Genomic DNA, 18,811 nt, shown 5'->3' on the forward strand with positions numbered 1-18,811 from the left:
TCATGACCTGGGCCCGCATCCTGCGCACCTGTGCGGGTGGAGACTTCGTCTTCTGCAGGGGACGCTTCGCCGAGACTCGACTGGCCGATCTGGCCGTCGCCCGACTACTCGGACGACGAGTATACACGATTGAGCACAGGCCCTGGGAAGGTGCGTGGCCGTTCCGCTTGTCAAAGACGATGGTCGGGTGGCTCTCCGGCCTTCTGACCCACCGTTCAATCGGCGTTTCGAGCGAGATCGTCGAAGCCGCCAGTCGCGACTTCTCGTTTCCCGCACGAAAACTCGCGCTTTGCCAGAACTGGATCGCACCCAGCTTCAAGCTACCATCCGACAGCGAAAGGGCTGCGGCGCGGGCGGCCGCAAAGGTACCCCCCGGCAGGCTCGTCGTTGGCTATCTCGGCAGACTGGCTCCCGAGAAGCGGGTCGACGCCTTGCTGCGCGCCTTCGCGGCCCTGCCCCGCGGCCTCGACGCACTTCTGCTGGTCGGAGGCGACGGATGGAAGCGCCAGTCGCTGGTCGAACTCGTGGCCGCGCTCGGGGTGACGGACAGAGTCCGCTTCACCGGCTGGACCGCCGATCCGCGGGCGTTCTTTGCCGCATGCGACCTTGTCGTCCTGCCAAGTCTCGTCGAGGGGTTTCCCCTGGCGTTGATGGAGGCCCTCGCTGCTGGTTGCCTCTGCATTGCCCACCCCATGTCCAGTACGCGCGAACTGATCGAAGACGGCTTCAACGGCATTCTGGCCGACCTGGCCGATCCAGCGCACTTTGCCGCTGTGCTGACCGCCACTCTCGAGACGGACCGGCAAAGGCGGGACGCAATGGGCGTGCGGGCGGCGGAGACGCTGGCGTCGTGCTTCTCACGCGAGAGGCGGCTGCCGGCACTGCTGTCGGCCCTCGACTGTCCAATCGGTTCCAGCGCCCTGCCACCCATGCGCCCCCGCGAACTGTCATTCGAGGTGATGTGACGATGCCTGCCGTCAGCGTCGTGATCCCGACCTATAATCGGGCATCGTTTCTTCCCGCCGCCATCCGGTCCGTTCAGGCGCAGTCGTTTTCCGACTGGGAACTCATCATCGTCGACGACGGCAGTACCGATGAGTCATCCGAGATCGTCGGGCAGTTCGCTCGCGCGGACATGCGGCTGCGGTGGCTGACAAACGGGCGCGGACGAGGTCCGGCCGGCGCGAGAAACACCGGCATTGTCGCGGCCCAGGGCGAGGCCGTCGCCTTCCTCGACAGTGACGACACCTGGGAACCGACGATCCTGGCCAAGCTCGTGGACGCGATGGCCGGGGATGCCAGGTCGGTCCTCACCGGCAGCGACATTCGCATGACGAGCACAAAGAACCCGGACCTGACGATGAAGGGCTTCGTGCTCGGTACCATGCTGCCCTGGTGGTCGAGCTATCCGCCGGCCGCCGCCGTGCTTCCATGCGATGCGATCGCCCGGGACTTCTCCGTCCTCACCCAGGCGAGCCTGGCAATCCCGTCAACAATCGCAGGGTTTCTCTGGATACACTCCTCCTCGACGATGATCCGTCGCTCGACCGCCATGGCGGCCGGGCTGTTCGACGAGCGCCTGCAGCGAACCGAGGATATCGACCTGTGGCTGAAGCTCTCCCGGCAAGGCACGTTCGTCTACATCGATGAGGTTCTCGCCACGTACGACATCGAAGGGCGCGACCTTGGCACCGGAAAGCGATACGACGGCCAGGACCGGGCCAGGAGGCACACAGCCTACAGCGAGGCGGTCTTTCACCTGTCGCTGGTCGACAGGATTGCGGCAGCCTATCCGCTCACACCGGCGCAGAAGTCGCTCGTCCGGCATCGCCGTGCAGCGCACCACAGGCGCTGCCTTCAGCTGGCCCTCGAGGCGGGAGAACTCGCCGGTCTTCGCCACGTCCCCGGCATGCTGGGCTCGACTGAAGAGCGAGCCATCCTGCTTCGCTGGCTGAAGGACCGGTCTGGTCCCCGAAAGTCCTAGCGTTACCGATGGATAGCCGGAGTGATCCGACTGCCGTGCGGGTCCGGCGATCGGTGCCGGCGCAATGGTCGACGCGACCTGCGTTACGCACGCACGCCGGGCGACCCGCCCGCCCTCACCCCAGCTCCAGTGTCGTCACACCGTAGATCTGCGACAGCGGCAGTGCGGGAGCGGGACCGAGATACATGCGGGCGGTCTCGAAGGCAGCGGTGAAGCCGAGACGGCGCACCATTTCGAGGCCGGCGGCATTGGGCTCGGGCACGTCGATGAACACCTTGTCGGTGCCGGCCGGGGTCACCAGGGTGGCGAGCAGCGCTTCGGCGATGGCAGGGGTTTCGGCAAAGAGCGGGCCGATCTTCCAGCCTTCGATGCAACGGCGAATCGTGCCGTAGCCGCGCAGCCTGCCAGCGTCGAAGAAGCCTTCGGTCTGCCGCGTCGCGGAGGGCGCGAGCCAGGCGGCGAGAAATTTCGGCCGCGGCGCCGCGACGTGGCGACTGTCGAAGGCGAGCAGTGCCGGCAGATCATCCATGGCCAGCGGCCGCACATAGGAGCGCGTCGCGACCAGCCCCCTGAGCACGCCACCCCAGCGGGCGCTCCGGTGCGCCAGCGCAAAGCCCGAGCGCGCATAGTTCTCCTGCTGATCCGGCACGCCGTCGAGCCCGATGGTCCGGCCGGCGGCACTGGCAATGCCGGCATCCCACAGCGCCTTGCCATAGCCGCGGCCGCGATGCGCGGGATGGACGATGTAGAGGCCCAGAAAGGCGAAGCGCTCGCCATACCGCACCACCGAAATCGAGCCGACCCGGACGCTGCCCAGCCAGCCCATGAGGAACCCCCGAGGGTCCTCGGCATAGAACGGCACCGCGTCGTCGAGGCCGGGATTCCAGCCCTCCTCGCGGGCCCACCCGAGCGCCGCTTCGAGATCGGCACGACTCATCGGGCGGATATCGAGCTTCATCGGGGGAGCATATGCCGGAAGACGCCGGCTTGCGAGGTGGCGAGCCGCATCGTCACGAGACCCTCGGCGAGCTTGATCGCCGCCGCAACCCCGTCGATGACGGGGACCCTGTGCCGTGCCGCAAGGTCGGCGGCGAGGTCGGCCATGCCGGCGCAGCCGAGAACGATAGCGTCGGCATTGTCGTGCAGGAGCGCCGAGGCGATCTCGTCGGAAATCGTCTCGCGCGCCGTCGAGCCGGGCCGCTCGAGTTCCAGCACCGGCACGTTGCTGGCCCGCACCTTGCCGCAGCGGCCGGCGACCCCGTAGCGCATGATGTTCTCCTGGATGACGGGGATCGAGACCGAGAGCGTCGTCACCACCGAGAAGCGCTCGGCCACCAGCATCGCATAGTGATAGGCCGCTTCCCCTATCCCCACCACCGGGATGCGCGTGCGCCTGCGGGCGGCGTAAAGACCGGTATCGTCGAAGCAGGCGATGACGATGGCATCGAACCCGTCGGCCTTGTCGATCTCCTCAAACAGGCCCGGCAGCGCCGCCTCCCCATCCTCGACGCCCTGGATCGAGGCCGGCCCCCTCGCCGGATTGCGCGCAACGATCTCGGTGCCGGCGGAGGCCGCCTCGGCCGCCGCGCGACCGATCTTCTCGGTCATCGAGGCGGTGGTGTTGGGGTTGATGACGAGGATGCGCATCAGCTGGCCCGCTTGCGGCCGATGAGCGCGATGACACCTACCGTCCCGGCGATGACCAGGAAGCTGAACAGCGTGGTCACCGTACCCAGGGCGTAGAGCACGGGCGTCGTCACGTTAGTGGTCATGGCGTAGATCTCGAGCGGCAGCGTGTTGTAGGTGCCCATGGTGAGCAGCGAGCGGGCGAACTCGTCATAGCTCAGCGAAAAGCCGAACAGCCCCACCCCGATCAGGCTCGGCGCGATCATCGGCAACAGCACGTGCCAGAAGGTCTGCCAGGGCGAAGCGCCGAGATCGCGGCCGGCCTCCTCGTAGCTGGGCGAGAAGCGGTTGAAGACCGCGAACATGATCAGGACGCCGAAGGGCAGCGTCCAGGTGAGATGCGCCCCGAAGCCGGAGCCGAACCAGGACGGCCGCATGCCCAGCTGCTGATACAGCACGCCAATGCCGAGACTGACGATGATCGAGGGGACGACGAGGCTGGCGATGGTGAGGTAGAACAGCGGCGTCGCCCCGAGAAAATGGCGGCGGAAGGCAAGCCCGGCGAGCAGCGCCACCACCACCGTCACCGCCATCACCAGCAGGCCCAGGATCAGCGAGCGCGAGAAGCTGGCGCCGAAATCGCCTACCGCCTGCTTCTCGAACAGGTTGCCGAACCAGTGCAGCGACATGCCGTTGAGCGGAAAGGTGAGGCCGCCGGAGGGACCCTGGAAGCTCAGGATGAAGATCGCCGACATCGGCCCGTAGAGGAACAGCACGAACAGGACGAAGAAGCCGGCGAGGACATAGAAACCGAGACCGCGTCTGTCTCCCATCTCTCAGAGCTCCTTGCGGATGTCGACGACGCGCAGGATCGCCCCGACAAGCAGCAGCACCAGCGCCAGCAGCACCACGGCATTGGCCGCCGCGGCCGGGTATTGCAGCAGGCTCATCTGGTTCTTCATCATCAGCGCCACTGAGGCGCTCTGGCCGCCGCTCATTACCTGGACGGTCGAATAGTCGGCCATCACCAGCGTCACCACGAAGATGGTGCCGATCGCCATGCCGGGCCGCGCCAGCGGCAGGATCACCGTCCACAGGATCTGGAACGGGCTTGCGCCGGCGTCGCGCGCCGCCTCGATCAGCGAGCGATCGATGCGCATCAGGGTGTTGAAGATCGGCGTCACCATGAACAGGGTGTAGAGATGCACCATGGCGAGCACGACCGCGAAGTCGGAATAGAGCAACCACTCGATCGGTTGCGGCACGAGGCCGAGCTGGATCAGCGTGGAGTTGACCAGCCCGTTGCGCCCCAGCACCGGAATCCAGCTGATCATGCGGATGATGTTGGAGGTGAGGAAGGGCACGGTGCAGATCAGGAACAGCACCGTCTGCATCGCCGCGGTCCTCACATGGAAGGCGAGGAAGTAGGCGATCCAGAACCCCACGAACAGCGTGATGACCCAGACGATCGCCGCGAACTTCACGGTGTTGAGATAGGTCTTCCAGGTCACCCAGCTGCCCAGCGTGTCCTCGTAGTTCAGCGTGATGAAATCCGGGTAGAGCCCGGCAAAATCGTAGTCCCAGAAGCTGACGACGAAGAGGAGGAGGATGGGGAGCAGCAGGAAGAAGCCGAGGATGACCGCGAGCGGCAATGCCTGGAGATAGGAGGCGAGGCGCGCGAGCGAGACGGGTCGGCGCCGGGGCTTGTTCGAACCCGCTACAGTGATCTGGTCTGCCACAGTCACAAGACTCTCCATATGCCCGCCCTTCTCTCTCCCCCTTGCAGGGAGGGTAGCGAAGCTTGGGCCGTCGGGCCCCCAGGGAGCTGGGGTGGGGTGCGATTCGGCCCCGAGTACCAAGGCCACCCCACCCACCCTGGCTGCGCCAGGTCGCTGCGCTCCCGGCTCCGCTACCCTCCCCGCAAGGGGGAGGGAGGGTGCCCACGTCCCGGAGCGCAGCGTGGTTGTGAGAGGCCCTTACGCCGCGATGAACTCGTTCCAGCGCTTCACCATGTAGCGGTCCTCGTCCATCACCGAGTTCCAGCAGGCGACATGGCCCATGCGCTCGAGGAAGGAGCCGCCGTCGCGCACCGCACCAGCCTTCTCCATCACTGCGCCGTCGGGTGAGAGGATATCGCCGGCGGCCGGCTTGCCCTCGATCCAGAAGCCCCACTCATCGGCGCTCATGAACTCCTTGGCGGTGTCCATGCAGGCCGAGTAGTAGCCCTGGCGGTTGAGATAGCCGCCGACCCAGCCGGAGGTGTACCAGTTGATGTACTCGTAGGCGGCATCCAGCATGGCGCCCGAGAGGTGCGCGGCAAGGCCGAGCCCGCCGCCCCAGCTGCGATAGCCTTCCTTGAGCGGCTGGTAGACACAGGGGATGCCCTTGGACCTTACCGCCGCCACGGCCGGCGACCACATCGACTGGATCACCACCTCGCCCGAGGCCATCAGGTTGACGCTCTCGTCGAAGCTCTTCCAGAAGGCGCGGAACTGGCCGGCCTGCTTGGTCTTGATCAGGAAATCGATGGTCTTGTCGATCTCCTCCTTGGTCATGTTGCCCTTGTCGGCATAGGTGATCTCGCCGGTCGCCTCCATGATCATGGCGGCGTCCATGATGCCGATCGAGGGGATGTTGAGGATCGAGGTCTTGCCCTTGAAGGCCGGATCGAGAATATCGGCCCAGGTGGTGATCTCGCGGCCGACGAGGTCGGGGCGGATGCCGAGCGTGTCGGCATTGTAGATGGTCGGCATCATGGTGAACCAGCCGGTCTCGCCGGCCGCGAAGGTCTTGGCGTCGGGAGCCTCGACATAGCCCACGGTGTGCGGCGCGGTGCCCTGCGCGATGACGCTGTCGGGCGTCAGCTTGCCGTTCTTGAACAGCGGCACGACCTTGTCATAGTACTTGAGCCGGCTGACATCCATCGGCTGGATCGGTCCGAGCGGATAGACCTTCTTCAGGATCCAGTACTCGATGTCGGCGATGTCGAAGCTGTCCGGCTGGGTGGCGGCGCGCTGCGCTGCGGCATCGGAATCGGTTGCCGTCATCTCGAGCGTGATGCCGAGATCGGCCTTGCACTTCTCGGCAATGGCGTTGAGGTTGGACACGCCCGTGCCGAACTGGCGCAGCGTGATCGGGTTCTGCGCCCAGACGGTCGGAAAGCCGCCCAGCGCACCGGTGCCGAGCGCCGTGCCGGTCAGCGCGGCGGCGCCCTTCAGAATGGCGCGGCGGGAAATCCCGGCTGCCTGGAGAGTCTGTTTCGTCCCGTTCATTGCCTAACCCCTGTTGTTGGCGTTCACGTCTCGAGACGACCCAGGACAATGGCGTCCTCGGCATCCCAATTGAGCGGCACCGCATCGCCGACCCGGACCGGCCGCGCATTGAAGCGGCGGTCATCGACGATGGCGGTGAAATCCTCGATGCCGGCACCATCGACCGAGAGCTTCACGGAAGCGCCCCGGTATTCGATGTTGGCGACCGTGCCGGTGAACCCGAGCCCCCTCCGGGCCGGTTCGCCGATGCGCACGTGATCGGTGCGCACCGCGATGTCGATCGGCTCGCCCGCGTTTGCCGCCGGGCCGGCGGCGGCGAAGCTGCCGCCATTGGGCACTTCGAGCACGGCGAGGCCGTCATTCATGCCGGCACTGCGGCCGGAAACGACGTTGTGGTCGCCCATGAAGCGGGCGACGAAGGCGGTGGCCGGCCGCTCGAAGACCTCGCGCGGTGTCGCCGCCTGCTCGATCCGACCATTGTTCATCACCACGATCAGGTCGGCGAGCGCCATCGCCTCCTCCTGGCTGTGGGTGACGTGCACGAAGGTGATGCCGAGCCGCGCCTGGAGCTTCTTCAGTTCGGCGCGCATGCGCACCTTGAGGAACGGATCGAGCGCCGAAAGCGGCTCATCGAGCAGCAAGGCCTCCGGATCGGTGATCAGGGCGCGCGCCAGCGCCACCCGCTGCTGCTGCCCGCCCGAGAGTTGGGCCGGTCGGCGGTCGGCATAGGCCTCCATCTGCATGAGCCGCAGCATGTCGAGCGACCGTGCCCGGCGCTCGGGCCTACCCACCCCCTTCATGCGCAGCGAGAACGCGACGTTGTCGACGAGATCGAGATGCGGAAACAGCGCGTAGGACTGAAACATCATGGCGGTGCCGCGCCTGGCCGGCGGCAGGTTGGTGACGACGGCGCTGCCGAGCGCGATGTCGCCATCAGAGACCGTCTCGTGCCCGGCGATCATCCTGAGCGTAGATGTCTTGCCGCAGCCGGAGGGGCCGAGCAGGCAGCAATAGGTGCCGGCGGGGATGCGGAGGCTGATCGCGTCGACCGCAACCGTCGCGCCGTAGCGCTTGGTCACCGACGCCAGATCGATCTCCGCCGCTTTGGGCATGCTGCACTCCCCATGGGTCATGACAGACAATGCATCGCCCGTGCCAGTTCCGAGCCCTCCGGCTAATCTCCTGACAAATATATCGTTTTCGCCGTTCTCGACTTGTGACGATGATGTGGGCAAACTGCGCGTCTGCCCAAGTTGTGAGCACATGTCTGCAATTCAGGCCGAAATTGTATGCAATTCCCGCAGCGAGGCGTATGCACGTTTGGCGATTACATGGCGGCCAAATCGGCGTAAGGATGCGTGCGTCATCGGGGAACGCCATGAACCTTGCCGACTACCCCTTTGCGCCGCCCGACGGCGTCGAGGACCGCGCTGCAGCCATCCGCGAACAGCTGCGCGACGCCATCATCGATCGCCGCCTCGCGCCGGGCACCAAGCTCGGTGAAGCCGAAGTGGGCGCGCTGTTCGAGGTCAGCCGCACCGTGGTCCGCTCGGCGCTGCAGATGCTCAGTTTCGAGGGGCTGGTGCGATCCGAGCGCAACCGGGGAGCCTTCGTCGCCAATCCGAGCCCGGACGAGGCCCGGCAGGTGTTCGACGCGCGGCGGCTGATCGAGCCGGCCCTCGCGGAAGCGGCGGTCGGCAGGCTTCGGCCCGCCGATATCGCCAGCTTCCGGGCCCTGCTGGAGGAGGAAACCCGGCTGATGGGCGAGCGCGGCGCCAGCATCCGTCGCGCCGAGATCCGCGCCTCCGGCGACTTCCACCTGGCGCTTGCCCGCGTCGCCGGCAACACGGTGCTCGAGCGCTTCATGGAGGAGCTGGTGGCCCGCTCCTCGCTGGTCATCGCCCTCTACGGCCGCACCGGCGCCTCGAGCTGCGGACACGCCGACCATGGCAGCATCCTGTCGGCGCTGGAACGACGGGACGCCGCGCTCGCTGCCGAGCTGCTCGTCCACCATATCGACCACATCGAATCCGACCTCGACCTCAGGCCGGCGCACGGGCTCGACCTGCGAGCGGCCCTGACACACAGCTGATCTGCCGCCCACCTCGGCCCGGCGTTCGGCCGAACCTCCGCGTAAGGCGATTGGCCGTCGAGGTGCGGTCCGGCCGCGGCAGGTCGAAGCTAGGTACCGAGGAGGCTTCCCTCCTCGGTATGACGCTTCTATTGGCCGTCCACCGAAACCAGAATCGCCGGTTCGACCGTCGAATAGCCGGACGCTTTTCCGTTTGGATTGATCGCTGTGATATACGCCGCGAAGGGGCCACTGCCCTTGGCGCCGGAGAACTTTCCGGTACCTCCAGTGAAGTTCAGCGAACAGTCGCTCGTGACAAGCGCGCCAGGCGTCGGGGCAGCGGGCTTGCAGGTCCAGTCCATGAATGCCTTGTCGCCGGCGGCATCCGTCAGCACGCAGTAGCCGCCGCCCGCCACGCCGATATCGTTGAAGCCCGGGCAGACAATGCCGATTCCGTGAAATGGTCCGCTCTTGCTCGTCGCGACCAGCGAGCCGCCGAACTCGCCGACGAAATACGAGTGGTTGTCCTCGATGGTGTAGGTCGTCCCGACCGCCAGCCAGGCAAACGTGCCCTCGTAGGCAAGCTCCGCGGCCGACGACGAAGAAGCGACGAGGGTTGCCGCCAGAAGCAGCAGGCCCGGGGCGAAAGCGCGACGCGTGGTCTTTGCACGCCCGAAGCGCGCGCGGTGCAGTCTGTTCATTTGGTTCCTCCGTGGCTGATCTCAAGGTAGCGAGGGGATGCGCCCTCCGCTCGGCCAGTTTCACGGCCCGCGCTGCAACCGCACCTCGCAAATGGGGGGTATTGCCCAACCCGCAGGTCGACGGGCTTGGAGGACAACTTCGCCGCACGGCCGATGCATAGGACAGGTTTGTCGCGGCAAATCGATCCGGTTTGTTAAGTGGCTCCGGGTAGTCTGCCGACGAGTTCTGCAGGCGGGGTACGGATGGCCGCTACCGAAGCGATACACCTGTCGGATGTGGTCGGTGCGCTGAGCTACGCACTCGACATCACCGAGGGCCAGCCGGTCGGTCACAGCCTGCGCTGCTGCTGGCTGGGCATGCACATCGCCCGGCAGGCGGGCCTGGACGAGGGGGAACTCTCAGACCTCTACTATACGCTGCTGCTCAAGGATATCGGGTGCAGTTCCAACGCCGCCCGCATCTGCCGGCTGTATCTGGCGGACGACCTGACCTTCAAGCAGGCCTACAAGTTCGTCGACAGCCGACTGCCCGACGTGCTGCGTTTCCTGATCGCCAACACCGCCCGCAAGTCAGGCATGATCGAGCGGCTGCAGACCCTCGTCCACATCGCCCGGAACGGTGGAGAGATCGCCCGGGAACTCATCGAGACGCGCTGCCAGCGTGGCGCCGATATCGCTCGGACGATGCGCTTCAACGAGCGCGTCGCCCGCGGCATACTGGACCTCGACGAGCATTGGGACGGTTCCGGCCAACCGCTCGGGCGCCAGGGCGCCGATATCTCGCTGTTTGCCCGCATCGCGCTGCTCGTGCAGGTGGCGGATGTGTTCTTCATGCGCGGGGGCGCCGAGGCCGCACTGGCCGAAGTCGAGTCCCGAAGCGGTCGCTGGTTCGACCCCGCCATTGTCGCCTGGCTTCGCACGCTGTCCGGCAACCCCGAGGTCTGGCAGGCGATGCTGTCACCCGATCTTCCGGCCCGCGTCGCGGCGATCGAGCCGGTGGCGCTCGTCCGGGAGGTCGACGAGGACTACCTCGACGACATCGCGGCCGGCTTCGCCCAGGTGGTGGACGCCAAGAGCCCGTTCACCGCCGGACACAGCGATCGTGTCGCGCTGTTCTCCGACCTCATCGCGGCCGAGCTGGGTTATCCGGAGCAACACCGACGCTGGCTGCGCCGCGCTGCCCTGCTGCACGACATCGGCAAGCTGGGCGTGCCCAATTCGATCCTCGACAAGAACGGCAAGCCGAACGAGGAGGAATGGGCGCAGATCAGACGGCATCCCGAGCTCGGTCGATCCATCCTGGTCCGCATCGCCGCGCTCAAGGATATGGCGGTGATCGCCGGTTCCCACCATGAGCGGCTGGACGGCCGCGGCTATCCCCACGGCCTCGGCGAAGCCGAAATCGGCCTCGACACGAGGATCGTGACGACTGCCGACATCTTCGATGCCCTGACCGCCGACCGGCCCTACCGCAAGGCGATGCCGGCGACGCAGGCGTTTGCGGTGATGCAGGCGGACGTCGGCACGGCCATCGACCCGGACTGCCTTTCGGCACTGAAGCGCGGCTTCATCAAGATGCAGAGCGTAACGGCCAGCGACGATCTGCGCCACGCGTCCTGACGGCCGACTGCGGAGCTACCCGGCCTGCGCAACACGGCCCAGGGGGCTGACAACGCCGACGGAGCGGCGCGGATCACTCACGTTGTTCTGATGATGCTGGGCAAATCCGGCGTCTGGCGCGCCTCGTTCTCCAGCACAGCCACCCGACAAACGGGACCCTGGCACCAAACTGGGAGTGAGTCATGAAGTCGCTGAAATCCATCGCCATCGCCGCCGCACTGATCACCGGCCTCGCGGCGGCATCGCCGTCCGTCGCCGCCAACGTGGTCGAGACCGCCGACTCGGCCGGCACGTTCAAGACGCTCCTCGCAGCCGCCACCGCCGCCGGCCTCGCCGAGGCGCTGGCGAGCACCGACAACATCACTGTCTTCGCGCCGACCGACGACGCCTTCGCGGCGCTGCCGGCGGGGACGGTCGAGGACCTGCTCAAGCCCGAGAACAAGGACAAGCTGGTTGCCATCCTGACGCTGCACGTGCTGCCGCGCGAGCTGGCCTCGAACCAGCTGCCGGGACGCGCCATCCACGTGAAGACGCTCAACGGCGCCAAGATGCTGGCCGTGACCAAGACGGCCGCGACGCAGGCAGTGACCGTCAAGGCGTCGAACACCGCCAATGTGGTGGCGGCCGACATCGCGGCGGACAACGGCATCATCCACGTGATCGACGCGGTGCTGCTGCCCTGATCCACTGGTCGACAAGAGGATGCGCGGCCACCGCGCATCCTCGGCCGCCGGTCGCTAGGATCGCAGCAGATCGCGGGCGAGGGCAGGCAGATCGGCCACGGCGAGGAAATCGTCGTGGGACCGCAGCAGGTTCATGCGCAAATTGTTGTGGATATAGTCGGCATCGTTGGTGACGATGCTGGGGTGGAGCGGGAGCGCGGCGAACACCAGGCGCGCCATCTGGCGCGGCATGTCGCGAACCGGGCGTGAGGCCTCGCCCTGGCGCTCCTCGATGGCCCGGACAACCAGTTCCAGCCCGGCCGCCCATTGCTCGGCGGTGAACCCGGCGGGGATCGGATAGGCCAGATAGCGCTCGCGGGCGATGGCGACGATGGCCCGGGCGGCGTTCTGTCGATCGATGCCGGCGTGGGGGCGCACCGCTGCCTCCACCATCTCGCAAACCAGCGCCAGCGCTGGGCCGTAGGCCTGCCAGGTGGAACGGGACAGGGCGTGCCGGAACTCTTCTTCGGCAAACAGCTTCTGCCAGTGGATGCCGGCACGCACGCGGCAGAACTCGACGATACCCTTCTGGGCGAGGAACGCGGCCCGGCTGTCCAGGAATCGGCCGAGTGCCGCGCGGTCGGCGATCGGCTCGGGCCTTGGAAACAGGGTGCGCATCACCCTTTCGGCCAGTGCCTTGAGCATGACGATCCTCCCCGGATTGGCCGCCCGTGCGGGTTGCGGCAGCACCGCCGCCGCCGCGCAGGTCGCGTTAGACTAATCATTAAGAGAGTGTTACGAAAATGTGAACGTGCGCGGATGGTGCTTCGGGCGTGCGTCGGAGGGAACCGCGTCGCGGCTGAGGGGCCTGGAGGCGGTGTTGGGGAGGTCGCGGTGCCGGCCCTCAAGGGGGCGTGCCCGCTAGCAATTGGAGGGATGCGCAGTGTCCGCACCGGATCGTGCCGCTTATTGGGGCAAGACCCGCAACCTGATGTTCGTCGTACTCGGTTTGTGGGTAGTGTTCTCGTTCGTGGTCCACATGTTCGTGGGCCAACTCAACTCCATCGTGATCCTCGGATTCCCGCTCGGCTTCTACATGGCCGCGCAGGGATCGCTGATCGCCTTCGTGCTGATGCTGTTCTGGTTTGCCCGGCAGCAGAACAGCATCGACGAAGAACACGGCGTGGCCGAGGACTGAGGGGGAGCACATGGCTAGCGAAACAACGGGGGCCGGCAGGGGTGGGGACTTCATGTCCAATCTCGGCCGTGTCTACACGATCTACACGGGCGGCTTCATCGCCTTCATCATCCTGATGGCGATCCTGAGCGCGCTGGGCGTGCCGAACGTCGTCATCGGCTACTTCTTCGTCGGCTTCACCATCGTCATCTACGCGGCGATCGGCATCATGAGCCGAACCATGCAGGTGGGCGAGTACTACGTAGCCGGCCGGCGCGTGCCGGCGATCTTCAACGGCATGGCAACCGGCGCCGACTGGATGTCGGGCGCCTCGTTCGTCGGCATGGCGGGCACCCTCTATGCGCTCGGCTATGACGGCCTAGCCTACGTGGTGGGCTGGACCGGCGGCTACGTGCTGGTGGCCATCCTCGTCGCCCCCTACCTGCGCAAGTTCGGCGCCTACACGGTGCCCGACTTCCTGTCTGCCCGCTATGGCGGCAACCTTGCTCGCTTCCTCGGCGTCATCGTGCTGATGACCTGCTCGTTCACCTATGTGGTGGCGCAGATCTACGCCACGGGCATCATCTCGGCCCGTTTCATCGGGCTCGACTTCAACATTGCCGTCTATGTCGGCCTCGCGGGCATCCTGGTGTGCTCGATGCTGGGCGGCATGCGGGCAGTCACCTGGACACAGGTGGCCCAGTATATCGTGCTGATCATCGCGTACCTGATCCCGGCGATCTGGATGTCGACAGTCAAGACCGGCGTGCCGCTGCCGCAGATCATGTACGGGCAGGCCTTGCAGGGCATCAGCGCCCTCGAAGCGGCCCAGGGCATCGCCGTCCAGCACCTGACGCCGTTCGTGCATGGCGGCTTCAATGCGCCGAACTACTTCCTGCTCATCCTCTGCCTGATGGTGGGCACGGCGTCGCTGCCGCACGTCCTGATGCGCTACTTCACCACCCCCTCGGTGCGTGAAGCGCGCAACTCGGTGGCCTGGTCGCTGCTGTTCATCTTCATTCTCTACTTCACGGCGCCGTCCTATGCGGCGTTTGCCAAGTGGACCATGCTCGACCTGGTGGCGAGCGGGTTGACGCCCGAGAACATTGCCGACAAGGCGGGCTGGATGCTGCGCTGGGCGGCTGCGGACGGCTCGCTGGTGCAGATCTGCGGCAAGGCAGCCATCGATACGGCCGCCATCGTCGCCGCCTGCACCGAGCAAGGGGTGACGCAGATCGGCTTCGGCAACATTGCGCTCAATGCCGACATGATCGTGCTGGCAACGCCGGAAATGGCCGGGATGCCGTACGTCATCTCGGGCCTCGTCGCAGCCGGCGGCCTTGCGGCGGCGCTCTCGACCGCCGACGGCCTGCTGCTGGCCATCGCCAACGCGCTCAGCCACGACATCTACTACAAGATGATCGACCAGAACGCGCCGACGGCGCGCCGGCTGCTGGTGTCCCGTGTCCTGCTGGTGGTGGTGGCCATCGTCGCGGCCTATGTCGCATCGACCAAGCCGGCCGACATCCTGTCGATGGTGGCCTGGGCCTTCTCGCTGGCCGCCGCCGGCCTCTTCCCGGCGCTGGTTCTGGGCATCTGGTGGAAGCGGACGTCCACGGCAGGAGCGCTGGCCGGCATCGTCGCCGGGTTCGGCGTGTGCGTCTACTACCTGCTCGGCACCCGCTACGGGGCTCCGGGCTTCTACGAGACCTGGAGCTTCCTGTCGTCGGCAGGTGCGGACGGGGCGGCCAAGTACGCCGAACTCAAGGCGGCCCTCGCGGCGGCAGCACCCGACGCGCAGGCCGCTGCGGCCAAGGCTCTCGATACCTACGCGCAGACCATCGCCAACTGGTGGGGGATCAAGAACCTCTCCGCCGCGGCGTTCGGCCTGCCCGTGGGCTTTGGCGTGATGATCGTCGTCAGCCTGCTCACCAAGGCGCCGTCCAAGGAGATGCAGGACATGATCGACGAGATCCGCATACCGCGCGGCAAGATCGTCATGGAAGAAAAGACCACCTGACCGGTTGACGAAAGACCTGCGAGGCGGGGCCGCCCGGCGGCCCCGCCTCGTGCCCAAAGGGGCCGCGGCGGCGCCCATTTTCCCTGCTGACCAAGAGGCACATCGTTCCGTGGCCGACTTCTGGACGCACTGGTACTTTCACATCCCGAACTTCGTCCTCGCGGCCCTCGTCTACACCTTCATGGGACGGCTGCTGCTCGGCATCTTCGTGCCGCAGGACTGGGACAACTACATCTGGCGAGCGTTCAAATCGCTCACCGACCCGGTGATCTCACTGGTGGCCTTGATTACCCCGCAGGCGCTGCCGCGGATCGTGGTGGTGGTTTTCTGCGTGCTGTGGCTTTCGGTCGCCCGAGTCGGGCTTGCGGTCGGACTCAATGTCGCCGGACTGCTCCCCCCGGCCGCGGCGGTGTAGCGCCATGCAGCCGCGTCACCTGATCATTGCGACGGTTGCCCTCGCCATCCTCAACGGCATCATGTCGCCCCTGCTTCTGTCGGTGTTCGTGCTCTATCCGCTGTGGTACCCGGGCTGGGCACCGGTCGACCAGACGGCCGTGGTGACGCTCTCCTCGCTGATCGTGTCGAGCGTGCTGCTGATGATGACTGGGGTCCCGGCCGCCCTCTACGAGCGACTGACGCAGCGAAAGGGCACGGACCTGGTCTCGTCGGCGATCTGGCTGGCCTGCATGGCGATCGCCACGCTGCCGACCCTACCCGGACTGGCGGCGGCGCTCGGCCGAGGCTGACGGTCACCCGAACATCAGGTCGCGGACCAGGTCGGGCGCCACCCGGACCTGCCTCAGCGCCTGCTTCAGGCGCTCCAGTTGTTCCTTGTCCAAGGCACGCGGATCGAGCCGGTTGCCGGGCGGCAGTCCCGCCTCGATGTCGAGCGCCTGCTGGTGCAACAGGGCCGCCAACAGCACCGCGTGCGCCCGATCGAGCGCTTCGAGGTCGGCGCTGCCCTTACCGCGGGCGGCGAGCGCCTGCAGCCGCTCGGTGGTGGAGTGCAGGGCGAGGCCGTGGCGGATAGCGAGAGATCGCGCCAGCCGGACGATCGGGAACAGGCCGAGGGCCTTGAGGTCGAGGCGCCCGTCCTCGAGCTTCAATCCGCCCAGCAGGGTGAACGGGTCGGCGGCAGCGAGTCCGTCGACGAGCAGCTTGGCAAAGGCGGGGCTGCCGGCGCCGGTGGCGCAGGCCATCTCGAACAGCCGCTGGCCGAGGTCCACATCTCCGTGCACCGGGATCATGTCGAAGAAGATGTCGACATTGAGCAGGTCTTCCGGGCGCGACTTGCCGACCCAATCGGCGATGCGCGCCCGCCAGGTGTCGAGCGAGCCGCGCCACTGGGCGTTGCGGGCCATGACACCGCCACGACAAAGCGGGATGCCAGACTGATCGAGGATATCGGAGAGACGGGTCGCGAGTTCGGAGAACCACAGGTCCGTCGTGCCGCCCGGCACGGCATCGGCACCTTCGCCGTCGAACACCAGCGCATTGTCCTGATCGGGCGCCAGCAGGCTTTCGCCGCGTCCCCCCGAGCCCAGGACCAGCACGGCGTAGGGGGCCGGCGGCGCGCCCAGCCCTGCTTCCATCATGGCGTGCTCGGCCAGCATGGCAGCCTGCCGGGTCATGGCGCGGATCTCCTCGCTGACGATGCGGCAGACCTGCCTTGCGTCGACCCCCTCGCTCAGGAGGGCCGCGGCAACCGCCGGCAACGTCGACCAGGCGGCAGCGAGCGCCTTCGGGGTGCGGGCAACCTGGATGGCATCGTCAAGCGCGACCGCAGCCCCGCCCTGCGTGCGCAGCAGGTCCCGGGCCGAGACCACGCCGACGAGCCGCCCGTTGTCGCTACGCACGGCCAGGTGACGGATTTGCAGACGGGCGAGGCGGCCGATGGCGCGGTAGACAAAGGCCTGAGCGCGAATGGAATGCAGGGGCCGCGAGGCGAAATCGCCTGCCGGACGCAGCAGCACGTCGACGTCGGATTCGACCAGCCGACGCAGAACGTCGCGCTCGGTGAGGATGCCATAGGCATTCACTGGCTGCCCGGGAGCCGGATCGGCGGCTACGAGCACGGAACTGATATTGCGCTCGACCATGACGCGCATCGCCTCGGCAAGCGCGATGGCCTCCGGCACTATGACGGGCGCGGTGGCCATCACGTCGGCCACCTGGTGCCGATAGGCGAAGGTGTCCCGGGCCGACATGGCGCCCAGGGCCGGTGGGGAAGCCTGCGTCGCGACCGGATCGATCCAGCCGGCAGCCTCCTCGCCCTCGCGGACGACGCGACGCCGGCAGGCCCGCTCGGCCTGTGCGACGGTGACGATGCCGCGTTGCTCGAGCAGCGGAACCAGGGACAGGAAGATGTGCGCCGCGGCCTCGGCATCGCCGAGGGCGGAGTGACGGTTGGAAATGGTCACGCCGAGCCACTGGGCAAGACCATCGAGGGAGTGGTTGGCGAGGTCGGGCGCGACGAGCATGGCGAGGGAGCGGACGCAGAGCGAGCGCGGCTTCTGCCAACCAGATCCGGAGCGCTGCGCCTCGCGCTCGAGCACGGCAAGATCGAAGCCGACGGCGTGCCCGACCAGCAGGCGGCCCGCCGCATATTCCCGCAGCCGCGGCAAAAGGCGGCCGATCGGAGGGGCCCCGGACACCAGTTGATCGGTGATATGGTGGACGGCGGTCGACACCGGCGGAATCGGAACACCCGGGTTGATGCGCGACAGGAGCGGCGGCTCCGGATCGATGCCCCCTGCCGTGAAGCGAACCGCCGCGAGCTCGACGATGCGCGCTACCGCCGGATCGAGACTGGTGGTTTCGGTGTCGATGGCGATAACGGGAGCGGCAAAGAGAGGCGTCGCACCCGTGACCGCGCCATGACCGAAGCCGTCCGCCCGAGACATCAGCTGCTCTCCCGACACATCCGCCTCCCCACTCCACTGTGTCTAGCATGCGATCGATCGGGGGTACTGCGGTTTGATCTGGCGCAAGGTCGGGCCGGTAGCGACGCGGCAGCAGGACACGGGGCTGCGGCGCCGGCGACCCCAGCATCCGGGCCGGCAGTTGGTGTTCCGGCTTCGTGCGACAGACGGACTCGGCTCCCTTGGCGAGGCTAGCACCAGCTGGCTTCGTCGGCCTCCGGCTGGCGCAGCATCTCCTCGATGTTGGCGCCGATCAGGTGGGCACCGACATTGCCGTAGAGGATCTGCCGACCCTCGTTCATCACGAATGTCGGGCTGCCCGCGATATGCTGCCTCGCGGCAAGCTGCAGGTCCGCCTCGAGCGCGGCGGCCGCGGCGCCGCTGCGCAGGTGCGACTCGATGCGCGGCGGATCGAGCCCGAAGCCCGACGCGATCTCGGCCTGCACCGACCATTGCCCGATGTCGCGCCCGTCACGGAAGAAGGCCTCGCGCAGCGCCCAGGCGGCGCGATGGCCGAGCCGCTCGGCGAGCGGGACACTGCTCGCCGAGGCGGCCGGGTCCTCGATTTCAACCGCCTTGACGAACTGGTGCAGGGCGGTGGAACTGCGGGGCTGCGCCACGACCCATGCATCCGGATGGACCTCGACATGGTCGAAGCGGCGGGCCACCGAGCGGACGTGCTCGGCATAGCCGGCGAGGCCGCCGCGATCCTTCCACGACAGGCCGAGCTTGCCGCGCGCATCGGGAAAGACCGAGC

Annotated in this window: 19 protein-coding genes; 9 read left to right on the plus strand and 10 right to left on the minus strand. The window is 67.0% G+C overall.

Annotated features, from left to right (window positions below; translation table 11 throughout):
• A partial coding sequence (locus tag ACE3TU_RS07725; protein WP_374622343.1) for a glycosyltransferase family 4 protein occupies window positions 1-965 on the plus strand: 965 nt, incomplete at its 5' end.
• Window positions 851-1,984 carry a glycosyltransferase family 2 protein gene (locus ACE3TU_RS07730; RefSeq protein WP_374622346.1) on the plus strand — a complete coding sequence of 378 codons (1,134 nt, stop codon included), beginning with the start codon at window positions 851-853 and terminating at the stop codon, window positions 1,982-1,984. The genes ACE3TU_RS07725 and ACE3TU_RS07730, both read left to right, overlap by 115 nt.
• A 115-nt stretch (window positions 1,985-2,099) precedes the next feature.
• Here the strand turns inward: ACE3TU_RS07730 and ACE3TU_RS07735 are convergent, their stop codons facing one another.
• The 6 genes from ACE3TU_RS07735 to ACE3TU_RS07760 all read right to left on the minus strand — a co-directional run bounded on the left by ACE3TU_RS07735 (window position 2,100) and on the right by ACE3TU_RS07760 (window position 7,994).
• Window positions 2,100-2,942, minus strand: coding sequence for a GNAT family N-acetyltransferase (locus tag ACE3TU_RS07735; protein ID WP_374622348.1), 843 nt, complete (start codon window positions 2,940-2,942; stop codon window positions 2,100-2,102).
• Window positions 2,939-3,631 carry an aspartate/glutamate racemase family protein gene (locus ACE3TU_RS07740; protein ID WP_374622351.1) on the minus strand — a complete coding sequence of 231 codons (693 nt, stop codon included), beginning with the start codon at window positions 3,629-3,631 and terminating at the stop codon, window positions 2,939-2,941. Before ACE3TU_RS07740 ends, ACE3TU_RS07735 begins: the two co-directional genes overlap by 4 nt.
• The gene (locus ACE3TU_RS07745; RefSeq protein WP_374622353.1) at window positions 3,631-4,443 is read right to left on the minus strand and encodes an ABC transporter permease; all 813 of its coding nucleotides are present in this window, start codon (window positions 4,441-4,443) and stop codon (window positions 3,631-3,633) included. Before ACE3TU_RS07745 ends, ACE3TU_RS07740 begins: the two co-directional genes overlap by 1 nt.
• A 3-nt stretch (window positions 4,444-4,446) precedes the next feature.
• Window positions 4,447-5,367 (minus strand): ABC transporter permease, encoded by a 921-nt coding sequence (locus tag ACE3TU_RS07750; RefSeq protein ID WP_374622356.1) that lies wholly within the window; start codon window positions 5,365-5,367, stop codon window positions 4,447-4,449.
• 219 nt (window positions 5,368-5,586) lie between these two features.
• Window positions 5,587-6,882: a PotD/PotF family extracellular solute-binding protein gene (locus ACE3TU_RS07755; RefSeq protein ID WP_374622359.1), complete on the minus strand. Its 1,296-nt coding sequence runs from the start codon at window positions 6,880-6,882 to the stop codon at window positions 5,587-5,589.
• Window positions 6,883-6,905: 23 nt separating this feature from the next.
• A complete protein-coding gene (locus tag ACE3TU_RS07760) occupies window positions 6,906-7,994 on the minus strand; it encodes an ABC transporter ATP-binding protein (RefSeq protein ID WP_374622362.1) in 1,089 nt (362 codons plus the stop codon).
• A gap of 266 nt (window positions 7,995-8,260) precedes the next feature.
• Here ACE3TU_RS07760 and ACE3TU_RS07765 point away from each other — a divergent pair, with 266 nt between their 5' ends.
• Window positions 8,261-8,974 carry a GntR family transcriptional regulator gene (locus ACE3TU_RS07765; protein ID WP_374622365.1) on the plus strand — a complete coding sequence of 238 codons (714 nt, stop codon included), beginning with the start codon at window positions 8,261-8,263 and terminating at the stop codon, window positions 8,972-8,974.
• Between the two features lie 128 nt (window positions 8,975-9,102).
• Here the strand turns inward: ACE3TU_RS07765 and ACE3TU_RS07770 are convergent, their stop codons facing one another.
• Window positions 9,103-9,654 carry a hypothetical protein gene (locus ACE3TU_RS07770; RefSeq protein ID WP_374622367.1) on the minus strand — a complete coding sequence of 184 codons (552 nt, stop codon included), beginning with the start codon at window positions 9,652-9,654 and terminating at the stop codon, window positions 9,103-9,105.
• A gap of 243 nt (window positions 9,655-9,897) precedes the next feature.
• Here ACE3TU_RS07770 and ACE3TU_RS07775 point away from each other — a divergent pair, with 243 nt between their 5' ends.
• Together ACE3TU_RS07775 and ACE3TU_RS07780 are read left to right on the plus strand one after the other, a co-directional pair.
• Window positions 9,898-11,274: an HD-GYP domain-containing protein gene (locus ACE3TU_RS07775; RefSeq protein WP_374622370.1), complete on the plus strand. Its 1,377-nt coding sequence runs from the start codon at window positions 9,898-9,900 to the stop codon at window positions 11,272-11,274.
• Window positions 11,275-11,456: 182 nt separating this feature from the next.
• The gene (locus ACE3TU_RS07780; RefSeq protein ID WP_374622372.1) at window positions 11,457-11,957 is read left to right on the plus strand and encodes a fasciclin domain-containing protein; all 501 of its coding nucleotides are present in this window, start codon (window positions 11,457-11,459) and stop codon (window positions 11,955-11,957) included.
• Between the two features lie 54 nt (window positions 11,958-12,011).
• Here the strand turns inward: ACE3TU_RS07780 and ACE3TU_RS07785 are convergent, their stop codons facing one another.
• Window positions 12,012-12,641, minus strand: a complete 630-nt coding sequence (locus ACE3TU_RS07785) for a hypothetical protein (protein WP_374622375.1) — start codon at window positions 12,639-12,641, stop codon at window positions 12,012-12,014.
• A 238-nt stretch (window positions 12,642-12,879) separates the two neighbouring features.
• Between ACE3TU_RS07785 and ACE3TU_RS07790 the strand changes: the two genes are divergently transcribed.
• The 4 genes from ACE3TU_RS07790 to ACE3TU_RS07805 all read left to right on the plus strand — a co-directional run bounded on the left by ACE3TU_RS07790 (window position 12,880) and on the right by ACE3TU_RS07805 (window position 15,879).
• The gene (locus ACE3TU_RS07790; RefSeq protein ID WP_374622378.1) at window positions 12,880-13,134 is read left to right on the plus strand and encodes a DUF4212 domain-containing protein; all 255 of its coding nucleotides are present in this window, start codon (window positions 12,880-12,882) and stop codon (window positions 13,132-13,134) included.
• A gap of 52 nt (window positions 13,135-13,186) precedes the next feature.
• The gene (locus ACE3TU_RS07795; protein WP_374622381.1) at window positions 13,187-15,133 is read left to right on the plus strand and encodes a sodium:solute symporter family protein; all 1,947 of its coding nucleotides are present in this window, start codon (window positions 13,187-13,189) and stop codon (window positions 15,131-15,133) included.
• A gap of 109 nt (window positions 15,134-15,242) precedes the next feature.
• Window positions 15,243-15,548, plus strand: coding sequence for a hypothetical protein (locus ACE3TU_RS07800; RefSeq protein WP_374622382.1), 306 nt, complete (start codon window positions 15,243-15,245; stop codon window positions 15,546-15,548).
• Between the two features lie 4 nt (window positions 15,549-15,552).
• Window positions 15,553-15,879: a hypothetical protein gene (locus ACE3TU_RS07805; protein ID WP_374622384.1), complete on the plus strand. Its 327-nt coding sequence runs from the start codon at window positions 15,553-15,555 to the stop codon at window positions 15,877-15,879.
• A gap of 3 nt (window positions 15,880-15,882) precedes the next feature.
• On the opposite strand, the gene ACE3TU_RS07810 is transcribed toward ACE3TU_RS07805, so the two are convergent.
• Together ACE3TU_RS07810 and ACE3TU_RS07815 are read right to left on the minus strand one after the other, a co-directional pair.
• The gene (locus ACE3TU_RS07810; protein ID WP_374622386.1) at window positions 15,883-18,036 is read right to left on the minus strand and encodes a DUF294 nucleotidyltransferase-like domain-containing protein; all 2,154 of its coding nucleotides are present in this window, start codon (window positions 18,034-18,036) and stop codon (window positions 15,883-15,885) included.
• 209 nt (window positions 18,037-18,245) lie between these two features.
• A partial coding sequence (locus ACE3TU_RS07815) for a DsbA family protein (protein ID WP_374622389.1) occupies window positions 18,246-18,811 on the minus strand: 566 nt, incomplete at its 5' end.

It is taken from the genome of Devosia sp. (genome assembly GCF_041917035.1).
Taxonomy (GTDB): domain Bacteria; phylum Pseudomonadota; class Alphaproteobacteria; order Rhizobiales; family Devosiaceae; genus Devosia_A.